Here is a 16,395-nt window from a genome sequence, read left to right on the forward strand (position 1 = left end):
TTTGTCCTATACTTTTATTTTCGCTAACAACCACTTTTTCACTTGTTGCCTAGAGACTTTTATTCCCCCCGCTTTCAGTTCGGGGTCTAAATAATAAAATGCTATAGGATATTGGTATGGAGCGAGTTTATCTTTTAACCAATCCGCCAGCTGATTCAAATCCACTGACTTACTTACTTCAACAACCGCGACAGGACGTTGCCCAAACTGCACATCCTCAATGGGTATAATAAAACTTTGGCTTACATCAGGGTATGAATTGATTACTGACTCGATATCTTCGGGTTGAACACATTCCCCACCACTGATAAATAAATTGTCTAGACGACCAATGATTTGATATTCACCATCAATAAATACCCCTTTATCATTCGTTTTGAACCAGCCATCAATACAATTTAAAGGTTTGATATTCCCATCAAACCAATACCCCAGCGCTTGACTATTTGATTGGATCTGAATTTCATCATCCAAGATACGAATTTGCTTACCTTTTAAGGGTAAACCCACACCTTTCTTGCCATCTGCGCGTTTAGCACAAACTGTAGAAGCCATTTCTGTCATGCCATAGCCGCTCCAACAAGCAATACCGTGTTGTTGAGCAAGATCCGTTAACGTTGAAGGAATACTGGCTCCCCCCAATAAAACAGCTTTTAGCGTAAGCTCCGCCACCCGTTTATCATTTAATAACCGCCATAACTGGGTCGGTACCAAAGAGGCATGAGTAACTTCATGTAATGCTTGAGCCAAAGGAAGATTTTTGACCGCAAGTGAGCCACCCTTAAGAAGCCAGCGCCAAACAATACCTTGCCCAGATACATGAAATAACGGCAGCGATAGTAACCAACAATCTCCTTGCTGGTAATTCATCAAATTAACAACACCTGCTGCACTATTTAAGTGCGCAGCGACACTGTGAACAGCGGCTTTAGGTAAGCCTGTCGACCCCGATGTTAAAATCAATGTGGCAGGCTGCTGAATAGCCTCTTGAAAAACAGCCGGAGCAACCTCTTCATCACCAATAAAATGATAATAGAGTTGATAATCTAAATTACGATAATTTGCTAATGAATTTGATTCATCAGTAAAATCGATGACCGCACTAACATTCAGATGAGGCAATAATTCTGCTAACAACCGTTCAGGGAGACGGGGGTTTAACGGTAAAACACGAGCACCACACGCAATAAGAGCTAGCTGACTCAGTAATAACTCAACTGAATTTTTCCCACGCAGAACGATACACTGCCCCTGCTCTACACCTTTCATTGAAAAGTAAGTACTGAGGTCAGTAATTTGTTGGCTGACACTTTCCCAAGTTAGGCGTTCGGAGTCGGTCACTAAGGCAATTGAGTTAGGATGAAGATTGGCCCAATGCTGCCAAGGCCAATCTTTAAAGTCATCTAGTTCTGCCATACAAGCGTTAAATCATCTAACTGCTGAAGCGGAATATCACATTGTGGCCAAGGCCGTACCAATTGAGATTGAATAAGCGATACAGTGTCTAAACCAGGAATGGTATTTGGGGTTAACCAGTGTGCTATACGAGCAAGTTGTGTTAAACCAAAGCTACTTTCAATGGATGAGCTGATCACTGCTTGTAACCCTAAGCGATGGGCCTCTTCCGCCAAATAGCGGCAATAAGACAAACTGCCTGTCAGGGTCGGTTTAATCACAATCGCAGACACCCCCTCTTGTGCCTCTACCATAAAGCCTTCTTCACGTACACTTTCATCCCAAGCAATGCTAATGCCAGTTTCTGCTGCAAATTGCAGTGACTCTTCACGGGTTTTACACGGCTCTTCCAAAAAAGCGATTCGGTCACGGTAGTCAGGGTTAACATATTTTGCAAAACCGTCGGCTTTTGCTCGAGTCCAACTGCGATTTGCATCCAGACGCAATTTCAGTTCTGGAACGGCCTCGAGCAACAAGTTAACCACCATTCCATCACGAACAGCTTCATATAAACCGACTTTAACCTTAGCCACTTTCTCACCTTCCATTGCATCAAGGCTTAGGATTAAATCGTCAGGATCACCACTACATAAAGGCGCTTTGCGGTAGTCCGCTTGTTCAGGAAGCTCCCCGGTTAGCTCCGCGATAGCACAACTACAGCCAAAAGCCACTGAGGGTAATAAACTATTAGAAATTTTGCCTTCTTTCACCCATTCATTCAGTCGTACAATAGTTTCGGCAGTGGCCTCTTCTAATGTTTCACGGCTGAATTCAGGTAGAGGCGAAATTTCTCCCCAACCTTCGTTATCCCCATCTTGTAAACAGACCAAAAGCCCATCACGCGTTTTTAACCGCTGATAACGAAGGATAACGCCTGCCTCCATCGGCAGGCTGAACGAATAAATCTTGGCTTTACGCATTATGGGTTACGCTTATATTTAGAGAAATCAGGCGCACGTTTTTCATTAAAGGCGTTACGGCCTTCTTGCCCTTCGTCTGTCATATAGAACAACATAGTGGCATTACCAGCCAACTCTTGCAGACCTGCTTGTCCATCACAGTCCGCATTTAACGCTGCTTTTAAGCAACGCAGTGCCATCGGGCTATTTTCTAGCATTTCACGGCACCAGCGCACCGTTTCTTTTTCAAGATCTGCATATGGGACAACCGTGTTAACCAAGCCCATATCTAATGCTTCTTGTGCATTGTATTGACGGCATAAAAACCAGATTTCACGTGCCTTTTTCTGCCCAACAATACGAGCCATATAAGATGCGCCCCAGCCGCCATCAAATGAACCGACTTTTGGGCCCGTTTGACCAAAAATTGCGTTATCTGCCGCTATCGTAAGGTCACACATCATATGTAACACATGGCCACCACCGATAGAAAAACCAGCGACCATCGCGACAACAGGTTTTGGACAAGTACGAATTTGGCGTTGGAAATCTAATACGTTTAAGTGGTGCGTGCCGCTTTCATCACGATACCCGCCGTAGTCACCACGAATTTTTTGGTCACCGCCTGCACAAAATGCTTTTTCACCTTCACCGGTTAGGATAATGGTTCCAATATGGTCATCATAACGTGCGTCGGAGAGTGCTTGGATCATTTCTTTCACGGTTTGTGGACGAAAAGCATTGCGCACTTCTGGACGGTTAATCGTAATTTTAGCTATCCCTTCAGGAGACTTATGATAGCGAATATCTTCAAACCCTGTAGAGCAATCTTGCCATTCAATTGGTGCGTATAATTTTTCTTCGCTTGGATAAATCATTATCAGATTCCTTTAACCACAGTGTGATAAAAAATGGTGTAGTGCAGTGGCAAAGCCCATAGGGTTTTCCCGATGTGCATTATGCCCTGCATTTTCAATCAGCGTTAACGGCAAAGCATATTGTTGCGAAACGCTTCGAAACTTTTGGTCTTTTTCGCCACAAAAATAGCGATAAGGACAGGTCAATTTGCGCAATTTATCCGCTAAAAAAGGTTGCTTTGCTAATGATGTATTTTCTAGCATAGCAGCAATACTTTGCGGGTTATTTTGTCGACGTAATTGAATTAAACGTTGGCGCTGGGTCACCGACAAATCAGCAAATACAGTTTGTTGATACCAGTCATCTAACACTTCTTCAATCGGCTCTGAACGAAAACGCTGCGCCCAAGCCGCATCATTAGCAGCTCGAGCAATTCGTTCTTTTTCATTGACTAACCCCACATTCCCACCTTCAATCACTAAACCTAATAGTCCGTTAGGTTGATAGTAGCAAGCAAAATGCATCGCCAGCCGAGCGCCTAGTGAATAACCAACCAAGTAGTATTCATTAATTTGATGATACTGTAAAAGTGCGCTGAGTTGTTGATCAAAATGTGAAAAACCTAGGCAGGGTTCTGAATGAGAACCCCCATGACCGGGTAAATCGACAGCTAACGATGGAAAAGCGCATGTTTGCTCAATCACCGGTAGCCAATCATCCGCACTGCCTAACAAACCATGTAAGTAGATTATCCAAGGAGCGGATGAAGCAGAATGATGAATCTGTGCAGATAACATTACAGTTCCACAACTTCATTCAATAGTTGTTTTAAAGTACGCGCACCTTCATCACTTGGCACCTGTAATTCCACCAGCAAGGTGCCCTGTGGACGATGCCAAAATTGTTGTACGGTTTCTTTTAGTGTTCCCCAGTCTGTCGGAGCACAATATTGTAAGCCAAACATTTTCGCCGCTGGCTCGAAACTGACATTTTGCGGCATACAGTAATAATTTTGTCTTGCTTCGTCTGGTGTGGGTAGCATAGAAAAAATCTGCCCACCATTATTATTCACAACGATAAGCACTGTTGGCGCTGAAGGTTCTCTCAATAGCGCCAAACTATTCAAATCGTAGAGTGCAGAAATATCCCCAACGATAGCCAATGTTGGCCGTGCGGTTGCCCGCTGAACTCCCGCCATGGTAGAAATCAAACCATCAATACCACTCGCGCCCCGGTTGCTATACACCGGATAACCCAATGGAAGTTGTGCCAACGCATCCACCAAGCGGACAATTAAGCTATTACCAACAAACAGTTGGCCTCGAAGAGGCAGTAGTTCAGGTAATTGGTGTGCCACCGCGGCTTCTGAAAACTGGTCATGTAACTGTTGGTGCACGTGATTTTGGGTTTTTTGCGCTAAAGTCAGCAGCGATTCACACCACAAACTTCTCGGCTGCGCAGGATGGTTATCTAGCCAACCTTTAATTGAGCAAGTTAGCTTTCTACCCATATGATTGGCTGGGTCTAGTCGCTGAGGTATTGAGTCGATAATCCAATACTCTTGTGGCTCACAGTTGGCTTGCCATTGTAGAAGCCGCTTTCCCGTTAAGCTTGAACCAAACTGGACGACTAATTCTGCGTCTTCTAAAATAGACTGGGTTTCTGGATGTTGCAGCCATAAGTCTGCACATGGAAAAGGTTGTCCGGTTTGTGACAGCACATCACCGAGTACTGGCCATCCGAGCTCTTGAGCCCATTTAGCGACGAACTCTCCTTCACTTGCACTCATCCTACCCGCAATCACAACGCCTTTTTTCTGACGCCAGAAATACCAATCAGCAACTAATGCCACCGTATTCGTCAGCGGTTCACTTAACCAAGGATGATTAGAATTCCACCATTCACCCAGCGTTTTTTGCCACTCATATTCCCCATCCATATCACCATACAATGGTTCAGCAAATGGGCAGTTAATATGAAATGCGCCATGGTGTAGTTGATTCATGCCATTATCAATCGCGGTTACCAACCACTTCGCTGAAATATCTTGTGTCGGTCTTGGCAACATTAATGATTGAGCTGGATGGGAAGCAAAAATATGTGCTTGTCGAATAGCTTGATTAGCACCGCAATCAATTAATTCAGGGGGTCTATCTGCTGTAAGAAAAATAACCTTCTCACCGGTTAAACCCGCTTCAATCAATGAGGGATAAAGGTTCGCGACTGCCGTACCAGAGGTCACTATGACCCCAACAGGCTCACGACTGGCCTTTGCTAAACCTAGAGCTAAATGCCCTAAACCACGCTCATCAAAATGGGTATGACAATGCAATTTCCCATGGCTAATAGCGGCAAGGGTCAACGGTGTCGAGCGCGAGCCGGGCGCAATACAGATATGTTTCATTCCGTGGCGAGATAGCGCTTCGATAATCACTTCAGCCCAACGGAGATTAAAAGCAGAATTCGACATAATATGCTCAGCAAATTATTAGTTATCAATTAGTTTAGACTGGCTGAAATAAATTTCTTGATCTCAGAACAATTTTTGGTGAACTAATTGAAATAAAAAGAAAATAACCATTTTTATTTTATGGTTTTTCGTTATTTCCAAATAAAGACTTTAGCCCAGCGGCTTTATTCTCAATTTCTATCCACTCTTGCTCTGGGTCTGAACCACTGACAATGCCAGCGCCTGAATATAATGAGACATGGGCACCCTCTATCTGTGCACAACGTAGAGAGACCGCGAATTCACTTTTATCTAAGCTAATAAACCCGCCTGTTCCGGCATACCAACCGCGAGCGAACGGTTCATTTTTTGCTAAAAATTGCCGTGCAACCTTTCGTGGCAAACCGCAGACCGCTGCTGTGGGTTGGAGACGCTGCAAACAATCGCTATCAGAAGGGCTAACTAATGTCGCAACAATTGAACGGTAAAGGTGTTGAATTTTTCTCAAGCGGATCACTTTTGCTGACGATACATCAACCCCCGTCACTGCGCCTTGTAATTGTTGGCAAATATCATCAACAACCACTAAGTTTTCATGTTGGTTCTTTTTATCTTCCATCAACCATTTAGCGTACTCCGCTGCGACCACATCATCAGGGTCATTAGCGACGGTTCCCGCTAAGGCCTCTGAGTTCAGTTGTTCGTCTTGACGTAAGTATAAACGTTCGGGTGTTGACGAAATAAAACCTGAATGCGCGCTGAAGGCCATCATAAAATGGTAACAATGGTGATTCACCTGCTGACTTTGTGCTAAAAACTCAGCAACCGCAATTGGCTTAGACAGAGTCAGTTTTGTTTCCCTTGCCATAACCACTTTTTCCATTTTTCCTGACTTCATGTCATCAATAGCGCAATTTAATAAACGGCACCATTCATCATGCGTAGGAATATGTTCCTGTGCAGTAATATCGGCGTCCAGAGTCAATGTCACTTGAGAAGCGGATTTTAATTGCTGTAAAAAATGGATAGCATTTAACCTATCTTCTTCACCTTCTATATTGACACTAACGCTAATCGTCGAACGTAACCGATGAATTTCAATGCGAGGCAAAAAACAAAAAGTTGCTTGGCGTTTTATCTCTTCAGGGATGCCATCTCCAACTGCATTCCAACCATTAAGCCCCCATAGACGCATCTCTGGCATATCAGGATATTGTGATAAAAAAGCTTGTGCTGTATCTATCGAATCAAAGGACTTCACCATCCCAAGAGCACTGCATTCTTCGGCTCCTGTCCGTTGATACCAGTAAAATTGTGGGTAGCTTTCTTGCACCGACAGCCATGTAAGACCAGGGAAAGCGGTTTGCGCATCTAACTGCCAGACAAAACGAGTATACGCTTTGGTTTTTAGTGTCAATGTAGACAAATGGTCCAAAATTTCAGTTATCAGTTGATCAATTTTTTTATAGTTCACTTTAGATTCCCACTGCTACATCACACAAATTTACTACGCGTTATTATATAGCGCAAAACCATTTTTTAATACATTGATGACTAACAGTAAATGCTATATCACCCGTTCAGTACTAAAAGCAGATTATCTGCAATAAACAGGTTACTTTCAGTACATCACTATAATTATCGCTTATGACACAAATAACGATAACCAAGAGAAATTACCTCAAGACAAACCTGCTTACATGAATAGAGGCTTCAGGTTGTTGATAGTATAGCTTATTATATATATTAGATGTCATTCTATTCATTTAATTAATGGAAAATGTGATTTTATCCCCCTTTCTTCTTTCCTCTCCCTCGAAATTGCTTCATTTTCATCCAATAAAAATTCCATTTTGAAACATAATTATATTTAAGCTGCAAACCCATATTCCATTACATATTTATTTAGCCTCAAAAAGTAAAATTACCGTAAATTTTAATTATCATCATATTGTTATGGATTATTTAATTTAGTACCGCTATAGATTATTTCTAAATACATATAACGCTAAATAATATTTTCAACATATATTAGCTTGTTCAAAATGCTATTTTTTAGCTCTGCTTTTCATTTTTTAGTATAAAACTTTCAGCCAATTTCTAGTAGGTTAACAAATATGAGATTTATATTTTCATTTACAATAAATAGGTAGCTTAACCATACAATAGTGCTAATACAAATTAGTGTTCAATCCTTAACTTAATCAACATGGATTTTAAAATGAATACAAAAGAAAATTACGACAGAATTATTGAAAAAGAGCATATAGGCCATACAACCTTAGCTTTATTAACTAATCAAGATGCTCTTTCAACCCGCGAAGTCGGTATTTTTACATTAGACGATTTAATTAGCATACATCGCCATGTTTACTTCTCTCTTTCTTTGCCTTGGAAAAAAGATGATATTCTAAAATGGTTTGGTATTACATCATCAACCACTTTACCAATAGATACAGACGAATTAATTAATACTATTATCAATATTCGTGACCATGCCAATACCTGGGATAATGTCGAGCAACATGTTAAAGAACAGTCTGTCAACCTATCTCTGGCTAGTCGAAACATTATACAGACAGGTAGGCAAATTATTGAATATATTAACCATATGCCTATATTAAAAAGAGTCTCAGACAGTTTGAATGATATTGATGAAAGTGAGCTAGATGAAATATTTTATCAAAGTGTTGACCAACAAATAGCGACTGAGCTAACTAATATATTGCAATTAATTAAAGATGACATTAAGGACCAATCGCTTAAGACAAGTAATATTAAGAATATCATTTCAGATTTTAGAGTACATATTACAGGAGGGTATCTATCTAATTATCAACACGTTGAATCTTTATTGTTTAACATTAAAGGATTATATAAGCAACTTGAGCCTACTAATAGTGAAAATACAGATGCCCATTTACAAGAATCACTTAAAATGAAAAAACAGGAGCTAAAGCAACTCGACCTAGAGTATTCACACTTTGTGAAACTAAGTTTCACAGGCTTAGCGGGTGGTGTCATCGGTCTCATTATTACGGGCAGTATTTTTGGCTCGATAGCTGAAAAAATCCGAGCAAGAAAGAATGAGACATTAGCAGAAATAAAATTAATTAACGACCAAATTAACAAAGAAGAAATCATCAAAAAAGTTATCTTTGATATTCAAATAAACCTCCATAAAATCGATGGTTTATTTAAAGATGCACGGCTAGCCGTTGACCATTTAGATTATATGTGGCTTGTCCTCTTAACCGAAATAACCCAATCAATCGAGATTTTTAAACATATCAACAATGCTGATAAACTTATTAAATTCATTACTTATTTCAAACGAATTATTACATCTTGGTATACCATTCAAGAATATTCTACACATTTAATAACGTTATTTGACCAAATTCAACCAAATAACACTCCCCCTCAATAAAAGGTACTCATATGCAAGATAAGCTTGATTTACCGATATTGCCCTCCATTGATATTTATCAGTTAAGGCATATGTCAAATGAAATCTCCGCATTCAATAAAAATATAATACATTATGACTTTATCATACACGGAAAAATACAAAAAATTGCAAGTAAGAGTTTCAATATAAATGAAACAATCAGAAACTCGATACCGAAGCTAAAAATAAAATTAAATTACATTCTAAAAAGTGAATTAAATAGTGAAAACACAAATACACCTGACGGAATTTTAGTCACGAGTTTTATTGAGGATTTAATCGATTTTAAATTAGAGCTAGAAAGAATAATTACTAAATTCAGTTATACCACAGACTCTCTGTCTCTCATTCACGTGGAAGAAAGCAATCAACATAAACTACAGCAATACGCAGAGCAAAAAGAGCTCCTAGTCACATCCAAAAATAGCAAAATGCTAAAAATAAATGAAATCAATCAGCAGCACTCCGTTATTACCGCAGCAGAAGATATCATCTTAAAATCTAAAATCACTGATTTCTTAAAAAAACATTTGTTAAATGATGAGTTAATTGACTCAATTGATATGCCAACAAATAAAAAACAAATATTAAAATCAGCCATTGCCTTTATTAAAAATTTATTATCAGTCATTGATGATGGTTTAGAGTTTGCGCAGCTTGTCGAGGTCAGATTAGATTTAGGAAACCAAATTTTAGAATTAAAAGAAGAGGTTAATCACATTGATAAAACAATATTTAAACTAGCTCAACTCATGTTATTAGCTGACCAAATAACAATCATAGGCTCACATAAGCTGTCAATTATTACTCAGATAGGTTTAATTAAAGATTATTGGTCGGAATGGTGTCATTTCATTAATGAAAAATCGTCTGAAAAAACATTGAATATTCAAGAGATCAATATGGCAAGCCAGGTACTCATGTCATTCCTAGACGACATGGAGTATCAATATCAACGCCAGTTACCTGACTAAAAAAAACCGGCTACTCTGAAGTAACCGGTTTATCAACAATAGGAAATTTTCTGCCTACTAATTAAGCACAGCAAGCGCTGTTGATGTCATATCAATAAGGGGTTGTGGCCATACCCCAAAGACGATAACTGCAATGGCGCATATAACAGCAACAACCGTTCCTAACGTTGCTTTTTCAGGGCCTGTATAACGTTCTGCATGTTCCGCATCACGACTATATAGGCTAGCCATAAAGCGCAGGTAGTAATATAAACCAATTGCACTACCGACAACGACAGCACCTGTTAACCACCATAACTCTGCGTTCACCGCGGATGCAATCACATAGAATTTACCAATAAATCCTAATGTAATTGGAATACCCGCCAGTGACAGCATCATCACCGTCATTACCGTTGCGAGAACAGGTTTATGCCAGAACAGACCACGGAATGCACTGAAATCATCTTGGTCATCACCACGGTAAGGGCTTGAAACGATACTCACAACACCAAATGCCCCTAGGCTTGCAAACAAGTAACCCACTAAGTAGATTGCGATAGTGACTTGTGAAGCGACTGGATCGATACGAAGCGCAACCAGAGCAACCAATAAATATCCCATATGCGAGATGGATGAGTAACCCAGCAAGCGTTTTGCACTTTTTTGCGTGATAGCCAGTAAGTTACCAAACAGAATAGAGGCTATCGCAATTACTGAAATGACAATCGACAATGTATTGCTATTGGTGATTGGTGCTTCCAGAAAGATACGCACTAATACGGCAAAGATAGCGATTTTACTGCCCGTTGCTAAGAAGGCTGACACTGGCGCAGGAGCGCCTTGGTAAACGTCTGGTGTCCACAGTTGGAATGGAAACAGTGACAGTTTAAAACCAAAGCCTACAATGAGCATACCGAAGCCAATCATCACCAATGGTGCGTGGATCTGGCTATCAGAAAGGCTTTGACCAACCGCAGCAAAGCTTAAGCTACCCGATTCTGCATACAGTAATGCAATTCCGAATAACAGGAATGAAGACGCTGCTGCAGATAACAGCATGTACTTGATCCCAGCTTCTAATGTGCGACTGCGCTCAAAGGTATAGGCAACTAAGCCAAACAATGGCAATGAAATCAGCTCAATACCGATAAACATTGACGCCATATGATTTGACATAGATAACAGCACCCCACCCGCCACTGCGATAGCAACGAGTAAGTGGAACTCATCTCTATTATCACCAAAACCTTCTAACCAGTGATAAGCAAAGATAGTCGTTCCGATACCTGCAATCAGGACTAATGCACTATAGAACAGCGCAAAGCCATCAACACGGATAAGCGAAGTCACATCCATTAGGTAGCCGTCGGCTACCCAAATGAGTGAAAGCAACGCAATAATAAAGCCAGATACTGTCAGCGCGGCACTGGTAAGGTGATCGCGTCGCCACGCAATGGACAGCATCACAACCACCGCCGTCAACCCGACGATCATCAGTGGCAGTATTGCGATCAGTTCTTGAGGAGTTATTGTCATGGCGAATTACAGCCCTAATGTTGTAAGTGAAGCAGAATACAGGTTATGCAATGTTTCCATCGAACCAATTGATGTATCTAAAATCGGTTGCGGATAGAAGCCAATAATAACCAGTAAAGCAGCCAGAGCCAGCAGCACACCAAACTCACGCGCCGTTAACCCTTTCATTTCTTTTTCTGATTTTGGTGTGCCGTAGTAAGTCTGTTGCATCATCCACAGTGAGTAGATAGACGCAAACACCACACCAAAAACCATAATGCAAGTCACTAACGTGAATTGGCTGAAGCTGCCAAACAGGATCATAAACTCACCAATGAAGTTACCTGTACCTGGCATTCCTAGCGTTGCCGCAGCAAAGAACAGGGACATTCCTGGTAACCATTTAATGCGTTTCCACAATCCACCCATCATGCGCATATCACGAGTTTGCGTACGTTCATACAGTTGGCCACTAATGATAATCAGTGCCGCACCAGATAAACCGTTGGTGATCATTTGGATCACCGCACCTTGGTAAGCCAAGGTTGAACCCGCGTAAATAGCGACTGTCACAAACCCCATGTGGGATAAGCTACTGTACGCCGCCAGACGTTTGATATCCGTTTGTTTGAACGCCAACCATGCACCATAGAAGATACTGATCACACCCAGCGTCATCGCCACTGGCGTGAACTGGATAGAGGCTTCTGGGAATAGAGGCAAAGTAAAGCGTAACAGACCGTATGCTGCGGTTTTTAACATGATACCGGAGATATCTACAGAACCCGCTGTTGGCGATTGTTCTTGAGTATCTGCCATCCAACCATGGAATGGAACCAGAGGCATTTTAACGGCAAAGGCGATAAAGAAGCCTAACATCAACATAAACGCAACGTTGCTAGAGAGCTCTGCTCCCAGCAGTTGGTTATAGTCGAATGTTAATACACCTGAAGTATTGAAGTTTGCTAGTGCCAATCCAATGATGGAGACCAGCATGATCAAACCACTCGCTTGCGTATAAATGAAGAACTTAGTCGCAGCTTTGATATGTTGTCTGTTTTCTGACCCTTTGTGTCCCCAATTGGCAATCAGGAAGTACATTGGGATCAGCATCATCTCCCAGAAGAAGAAGAATAAGAACAGGTCAACCGCGGTAAAAATCCCCATCACCCCTGTGATAATCCACAGCAGGTTAAAGTGGTACGCACCTTGGTTCTTTTGGTTTTCACTCCAAGAGCTCAGAATCGAAAAAGCCCCCATGATAGCCGTTAATACGACCATCAGCAGTGATAAACCGTCAATTGCTAAATGAAAGTCAATTCCCAGTGACGGGATCCACGGCATAAAGAAAACAGATTGCCACTGTGGAATACCTTGTGGATTAACAAGCGAGTAGTTCCCTTGTAACCACAATTGCACGGAAAGTATCAATGTTATTCCCATCGTCGCCAGTGCAATCCAACGCGGTGCGCGATGACTGAACCGGTCAGCCTGCCAGCTTAGCAGGCCTCCGATGAAGGGAATGAGTATTAGCCAGGGTAATAGCATGGCGCAATGTGTCCCTTAATTAAACCAAAAGCAGCAGAGCAAGAATCAGCACTGCACCCAGCCCCAACGAGGCAACATACCAACGGATTTGGCCGTTTTCACTCACTGCAAGCCCTTTATTTGCCCAACGTGAAAGATGTGCAGGGATATTCATCAGAGAGTTAATCGGATCGCTTTCCAGTAGCCATGCAATACCTTTAAACGGTTTTACAAAGACTACGTCATACAGCCAATCGAAGCCCCACGCTTGGTACCACCATGCGCTGAAGAAACGACCCACTGCAGTTTTCGCGATAGCATCGACTATTGAACGTCTAAACAGGTAGAGGAATACCGCAATTAATAGACCAGCGATAGCAAACCCGCCAGAAATCGCTTCGAGTAAGACTTTACCGTCTTCACTGCCAGCCGCTTCCGCAGGGAATACCCCTTCGAGTGGTTGGTGGATTAATGCACCAACAAACGTTGCAAGGATAGCCAAAATACCCAGTGGTAATGTGTGAGTGATGCCTTTAACCTTATGCGCTTTGATTTTTGCTTCACCGTGGAACACGATGAAAATCATACGGAAGGTATAAATTGCGGTCATTAATGCACCGAGGATACCGGCCCACAACAATACAGTTTGTCCATCAAGCTGCGCACCCCACAAAATGGCATCTTTACTGTAGAAACCAGCAGTAAACAGTGGCAATGCTGCCAGTGCGCTTCCGCCAATCAACATCACAGCGTAGATAAATGGAATTTGCTTACGCAACCCACCCATTTTGAAGATATTTTGCTCGTGGTGGCATGCCAAGATGACCGAACCTGCTGACAGGAATAACAGCGCTTTAAAGAAAGCATGCGTCATCAGGTGGAAAATCGCAGCATCCCAAGCTTGCACACCCAGAGCCAAGAACATATAACCGATTTGGCTCATGGTGGAGTATGCAAGTACACGTTTGATATCCGTTTGAACCAGTGCAGCAAACCCAGCCAGTACCAATGTCACCGCGCCCACAACGCCAACTAAATGTAAAACTTCTGGCGCTAATAAGAACAGAACGTGGGTACGAGCCACTAAGTACACACCGGCCGTTACCATGGTTGCGGCGTGGATCAATGCTGAAACAGGTGTAGGGCCTGCCATCGCATCTGCCAACCACGTTTGCAATGGTAATTGTGCTGATTTACCGACTGCGCCACCTAATAACATCAAGGTTGCCCAATTGATCGCACTTGAACCTTCAGCAAATTTCTGAGGTGCTAACACCGCCATTTCGCTGAAATTCAATGTACCGAGCTCATTCCACAGGATAAACATACCAATGGCGAGGAACACGTCACCGATACGCGTGACAAAGAACGCTTTCATGGCGGCTTTACCGTTTTCTGGATTGGTATAATAGAAACCAATCAACAGATAACTGCACAGCCCTACCCCTTCCCAGCCGAGATACATCAGCATCATGTTATCAGCGAGAACTAAAACCACCATGCTCGCGATAAACAGGTTAGTGTAAGCGAAGAAACGTGAGTAACCTTCCTCGCCACGCATATACCAAGAAGCGTATACGTGAATAAGGAAGCCCACACCCGTTACCACACCTAACATGGTCAGAGATAAACCATCTAACATTAGGGTGAATGGGATATTAAAGGTACCGACAGACATCCAAGTCCAAAGTGGCTGGATGAATACGCTACCTGCGTCTTGAGCTAAAAATTCATTGCCAGCATAGAATGCGACGATGGCCGCTAAGCCGACCGACCCCGCACCAATAATGGCCGAAACGTTTTCTGACCAGCGTCCACGGGAGAAGGCTAACAGTACCGACCCCAGTAAAGGCAACAGAATGGTTAAATAGAGTAGGTTCATCCGCGCATCTCACTGACTTTATCAATATTCAGGTTCTGACGATGACGATGGAGTTGCAGTAACAACGCCAATCCAATACTCGCCTCCGCTGCAGCCAGCGCGATTGCCAAGATATACATAATCTGGCCGTCTGGTTGCCCCCAAAAACTCCCTGCAACCACAAATGCCAGTGCAGTTGAGTTAATCATGATTTCCAGTCCGATCAACATGAAAAGCAAGTTGCGGCGGATAACAAGGCAGCTAAGCCCCATCACAAATAGAATTGCCGCTAAAATCAGACCATGCTCTAGAGGTATCATTTTTGCTCCTCCGCCTTCGCGATGCTCACAAGATCAGCACCGTTTTCTTTACGGTCACGTCCAACGTGGAATGCGACGACTAAACCCGCTAGTAGTAGCAATGACGCCAATTCGACAGCCAGAACATACGGCCCGAACAAGCTAATACCCACTTCTTTCGCCCCAATGATGGTGCCCTCAATGCCATTTTGATATGACAACGAGGTGATGCCGTAAACTAAGATAGCCAATAAAACTGCGGATAACGCCGCAGGGCCAATCCAGTTTTTCGGTGTCAACCAAGCGCGCTCTTGTTCTTGAACAGAACGCCCCAAGTTGAGCATCATCACGACGAACACGAACAGGACCATAATGGCACCTGCATACACGATGATTTCCAATGCCCCAGCAAAATACGCACCGAGGGAGAAAAACACCATTGACAGAGCCAGCAGAGAAACAACCAGATACAACAGTGCATGCACCGGATTTGTATTCGTTATCACCCTTAAAGTTGCTAAAATGGCAACTAGACCGGCGATATAAAATGTAAATTCCATGAATATCGCTCCTTATGGCAACAGGTCTTTGACGTTGATAGGTTTCGCTTCGTTATCCGCTTCACCTTTGTCTTTACCTGCAATCGCCATACCCGATTTACGGTAAAAGTTATAATCAGGATATTTACCTGGGCCTGAAATTAACAGGTCATTTTTCTCGTAAACCAGATCCTGACGTCTCCAATCGGCCATTTCAAAATCAGGTGTTAATTGGATTGCCGTCGTTGGGCAAGCCTCTTCACACAGACCACAGAAAATACAGCGCGAAAAGTTAACGCGGAAAAATTCAGGGTACCAGCGGCCATCTTCGTGCTCGGCTTTTTGCAGTGAAATACACCCCACTGGGCAAGCAACCGCACACAAGTTACATGCAACACAACGCTCTTCACCGTCAGGGTCGCGCGTTAGCACGATACGCCCACGGTAACGGGGTGGCAGATAAACCGGCTCTTCTGGATACATTTGCGTTTCGCGTTTATCGAACGCATGTAGGCCGACCATCCAAATACTACGTACTTGGGTGGCGAAACCGACCAATAACTCTTTCAATGTCATGGTTCAATCA

General features: G+C 42.6%; 14 protein-coding genes. 2 read left to right on the forward strand and 12 right to left on the reverse strand.

The genetic code is table 11. The features are described from left to right. Positions 1-6: 6 nt before the first annotated feature. The 6 genes from menE to PSF67_RS05655 all read right to left on the reverse strand — a co-directional run bounded on the left by menE (position 7) and on the right by PSF67_RS05655 (position 7,135). Positions 7-1,416 (reverse strand): o-succinylbenzoate--CoA ligase, encoded by a 1,410-nt coding sequence (gene menE / locus PSF67_RS05630; RefSeq protein WP_272676616.1) that lies wholly within the window; start codon positions 1,414-1,416, stop codon positions 7-9. Beyond that, a complete protein-coding gene (menC, locus tag PSF67_RS05635) occupies positions 1,404-2,375 on the reverse strand; it encodes an o-succinylbenzoate synthase (RefSeq protein WP_102137650.1) in 972 nt (323 codons plus the stop codon). Before menC ends, menE begins: the two co-directional genes overlap by 13 nt. Next, positions 2,375-3,232 carry a 1,4-dihydroxy-2-naphthoyl-CoA synthase gene (menB, locus tag PSF67_RS05640; protein WP_004912212.1) on the reverse strand — a complete coding sequence of 286 codons (858 nt, stop codon included), beginning with the start codon at positions 3,230-3,232 and terminating at the stop codon, positions 2,375-2,377. Before menB ends, menC begins: the two co-directional genes overlap by 1 nt. 12 nt (positions 3,233-3,244) lie before the next feature. Beyond that, positions 3,245-4,009 carry a 2-succinyl-6-hydroxy-2,4-cyclohexadiene-1-carboxylate synthase gene (menH, locus tag PSF67_RS05645; protein WP_166264574.1) on the reverse strand — a complete coding sequence of 255 codons (765 nt, stop codon included), beginning with the start codon at positions 4,007-4,009 and terminating at the stop codon, positions 3,245-3,247. Further along, complete coding sequence (gene menD / locus PSF67_RS05650) at positions 4,009-5,682, reverse strand: 2-succinyl-5-enolpyruvyl-6-hydroxy-3-cyclohexene-1-carboxylic-acid synthase (protein WP_195697394.1); 1,674 nt, start codon at positions 5,680-5,682, stop codon at positions 4,009-4,011. Before menD ends, menH begins: the two co-directional genes overlap by 1 nt. Positions 5,683-5,800: 118 nt before the next feature. Next, positions 5,801-7,135 (reverse strand): isochorismate synthase, encoded by a 1,335-nt coding sequence (locus PSF67_RS05655; RefSeq protein ID WP_272676617.1) that lies wholly within the window; start codon positions 7,133-7,135, stop codon positions 5,801-5,803. 747 nt (positions 7,136-7,882) lie between these two features. Here PSF67_RS05655 and PSF67_RS05660 point away from each other — a divergent pair. Both PSF67_RS05660 and PSF67_RS05665 read left to right on the forward strand, forming a co-directional pair. Further along, a complete protein-coding gene (locus PSF67_RS05660) occupies positions 7,883-9,091 on the forward strand; it encodes an alpha-xenorhabdolysin family binary toxin subunit A (RefSeq protein WP_272676618.1) in 1,209 nt (402 codons plus the stop codon). An 11-nt stretch (positions 9,092-9,102) separates the two neighbouring features. Then, positions 9,103-10,086: an alpha-xenorhabdolysin family binary toxin subunit B gene (locus tag PSF67_RS05665; RefSeq protein ID WP_272676619.1), complete on the forward strand. Its 984-nt coding sequence runs from the start codon at positions 9,103-9,105 to the stop codon at positions 10,084-10,086. Positions 10,087-10,143: 57 nt separating this feature from the next. Here the strand turns inward: PSF67_RS05665 and nuoN are convergent, their stop codons facing one another. The 6 genes from nuoN to nuoI are packed head-to-tail and all read right to left on the reverse strand — an operon-like array spanning position 10,144 to position 16,385. Beyond that, positions 10,144-11,604 carry an NADH-quinone oxidoreductase subunit NuoN gene (nuoN, locus tag PSF67_RS05670; RefSeq protein WP_102137644.1) on the reverse strand — a complete coding sequence of 487 codons (1,461 nt, stop codon included), beginning with the start codon at positions 11,602-11,604 and terminating at the stop codon, positions 10,144-10,146. 6 nt (positions 11,605-11,610) lie between these two features. Further along, positions 11,611-13,131 carry an NADH-quinone oxidoreductase subunit M gene (gene nuoM / locus PSF67_RS05675; RefSeq protein WP_102137643.1) on the reverse strand — a complete coding sequence of 507 codons (1,521 nt, stop codon included), beginning with the start codon at positions 13,129-13,131 and terminating at the stop codon, positions 11,611-11,613. Positions 13,132-13,150: 19 nt separating this feature from the next. Next, positions 13,151-14,992, reverse strand: coding sequence for an NADH-quinone oxidoreductase subunit L (gene nuoL, locus PSF67_RS05680; RefSeq protein ID WP_004259845.1), 1,842 nt, complete (start codon positions 14,990-14,992; stop codon positions 13,151-13,153). Continuing rightward, positions 14,989-15,291, reverse strand: coding sequence for an NADH-quinone oxidoreductase subunit NuoK (nuoK, locus tag PSF67_RS05685; protein WP_004912233.1), 303 nt, complete (start codon positions 15,289-15,291; stop codon positions 14,989-14,991). The genes nuoL and nuoK overlap by 4 nt, the downstream gene beginning before the upstream one ends. Continuing rightward, complete coding sequence (nuoJ, locus tag PSF67_RS05690; protein WP_166264568.1) at positions 15,288-15,830, reverse strand: NADH-quinone oxidoreductase subunit J; 543 nt, start codon at positions 15,828-15,830, stop codon at positions 15,288-15,290. The genes nuoK and nuoJ overlap by 4 nt, the downstream gene beginning before the upstream one ends. A 12-nt stretch (positions 15,831-15,842) precedes the next feature. Further along, positions 15,843-16,385, reverse strand: coding sequence for an NADH-quinone oxidoreductase subunit NuoI (gene nuoI / locus PSF67_RS05695; RefSeq protein WP_004259834.1), 543 nt, complete (start codon positions 16,383-16,385; stop codon positions 15,843-15,845). Positions 16,386-16,395 lie beyond the last annotated feature (10 nt).

The sequence above is a fragment of the Providencia sp. PROV076 genome (assembly GCF_028483405.1).
Lineage (GTDB): Bacteria > Pseudomonadota > Gammaproteobacteria > Enterobacterales > Enterobacteriaceae > Providencia > Providencia huaxiensis.

What these genes read in the sequence shown, in the direction of transcription:
- menE (WP_272676616.1), bottom strand. Translation starts at nt 1,416, where the DNA reads ATGGCAGAACTAGATGACTTTAAAGATTGGCCTTGGCAGCATTGGGCC.
- menC (WP_102137650.1), bottom strand. Translation starts at nt 2,375, where the DNA reads ATGCGTAAAGCCAAGATTTATTCGTTCAGCCTGCCGATGGAGGCAGGC.
- menB (WP_004912212.1), bottom strand. Translation starts at nt 3,232, where the DNA reads ATGATTTATCCAAGCGAAGAAAAATTATACGCACCAATTGAATGGCAA.
- menH (WP_166264574.1), bottom strand. Translation starts at nt 4,009, where the DNA reads ATGTTATCTGCACAGATTCATCATTCTGCTTCATCCGCTCCTTGGATA.
- menD (WP_195697394.1), bottom strand. Translation starts at nt 5,682, where the DNA reads ATGTCGAATTCTGCTTTTAATCTCCGTTGGGCTGAAGTGATTATCGAA.
- PSF67_RS05660 (WP_272676618.1), top strand. Translation starts at nt 7,883, where the DNA reads ATGAATACAAAAGAAAATTACGACAGAATTATTGAAAAAGAGCATATA.
- PSF67_RS05665 (WP_272676619.1), top strand. Translation starts at nt 9,103, where the DNA reads ATGCAAGATAAGCTTGATTTACCGATATTGCCCTCCATTGATATTTAT.
- nuoN (WP_102137644.1), bottom strand. Translation starts at nt 11,604, where the DNA reads ATGACAATAACTCCTCAAGAACTGATCGCAATACTGCCACTGATGATC.
- nuoM (WP_102137643.1), bottom strand. Translation starts at nt 13,131, where the DNA reads ATGCTATTACCCTGGCTAATACTCATTCCCTTCATCGGAGGCCTGCTA.
- nuoL (WP_004259845.1), bottom strand. Translation starts at nt 14,992, where the DNA reads ATGAACCTACTCTATTTAACCATTCTGTTGCCTTTACTGGGGTCGGTA.
- nuoK (WP_004912233.1), bottom strand. Translation starts at nt 15,291, where the DNA reads ATGATACCTCTAGAGCATGGTCTGATTTTAGCGGCAATTCTATTTGTG.
- nuoJ (WP_166264568.1), bottom strand. Translation starts at nt 15,830, where the DNA reads ATGGAATTTACATTTTATATCGCCGGTCTAGTTGCCATTTTAGCAACT.
- nuoI (WP_004259834.1), bottom strand. Translation starts at nt 16,385, where the DNA reads ATGACATTGAAAGAGTTATTGGTCGGTTTCGCCACCCAAGTACGTAGT.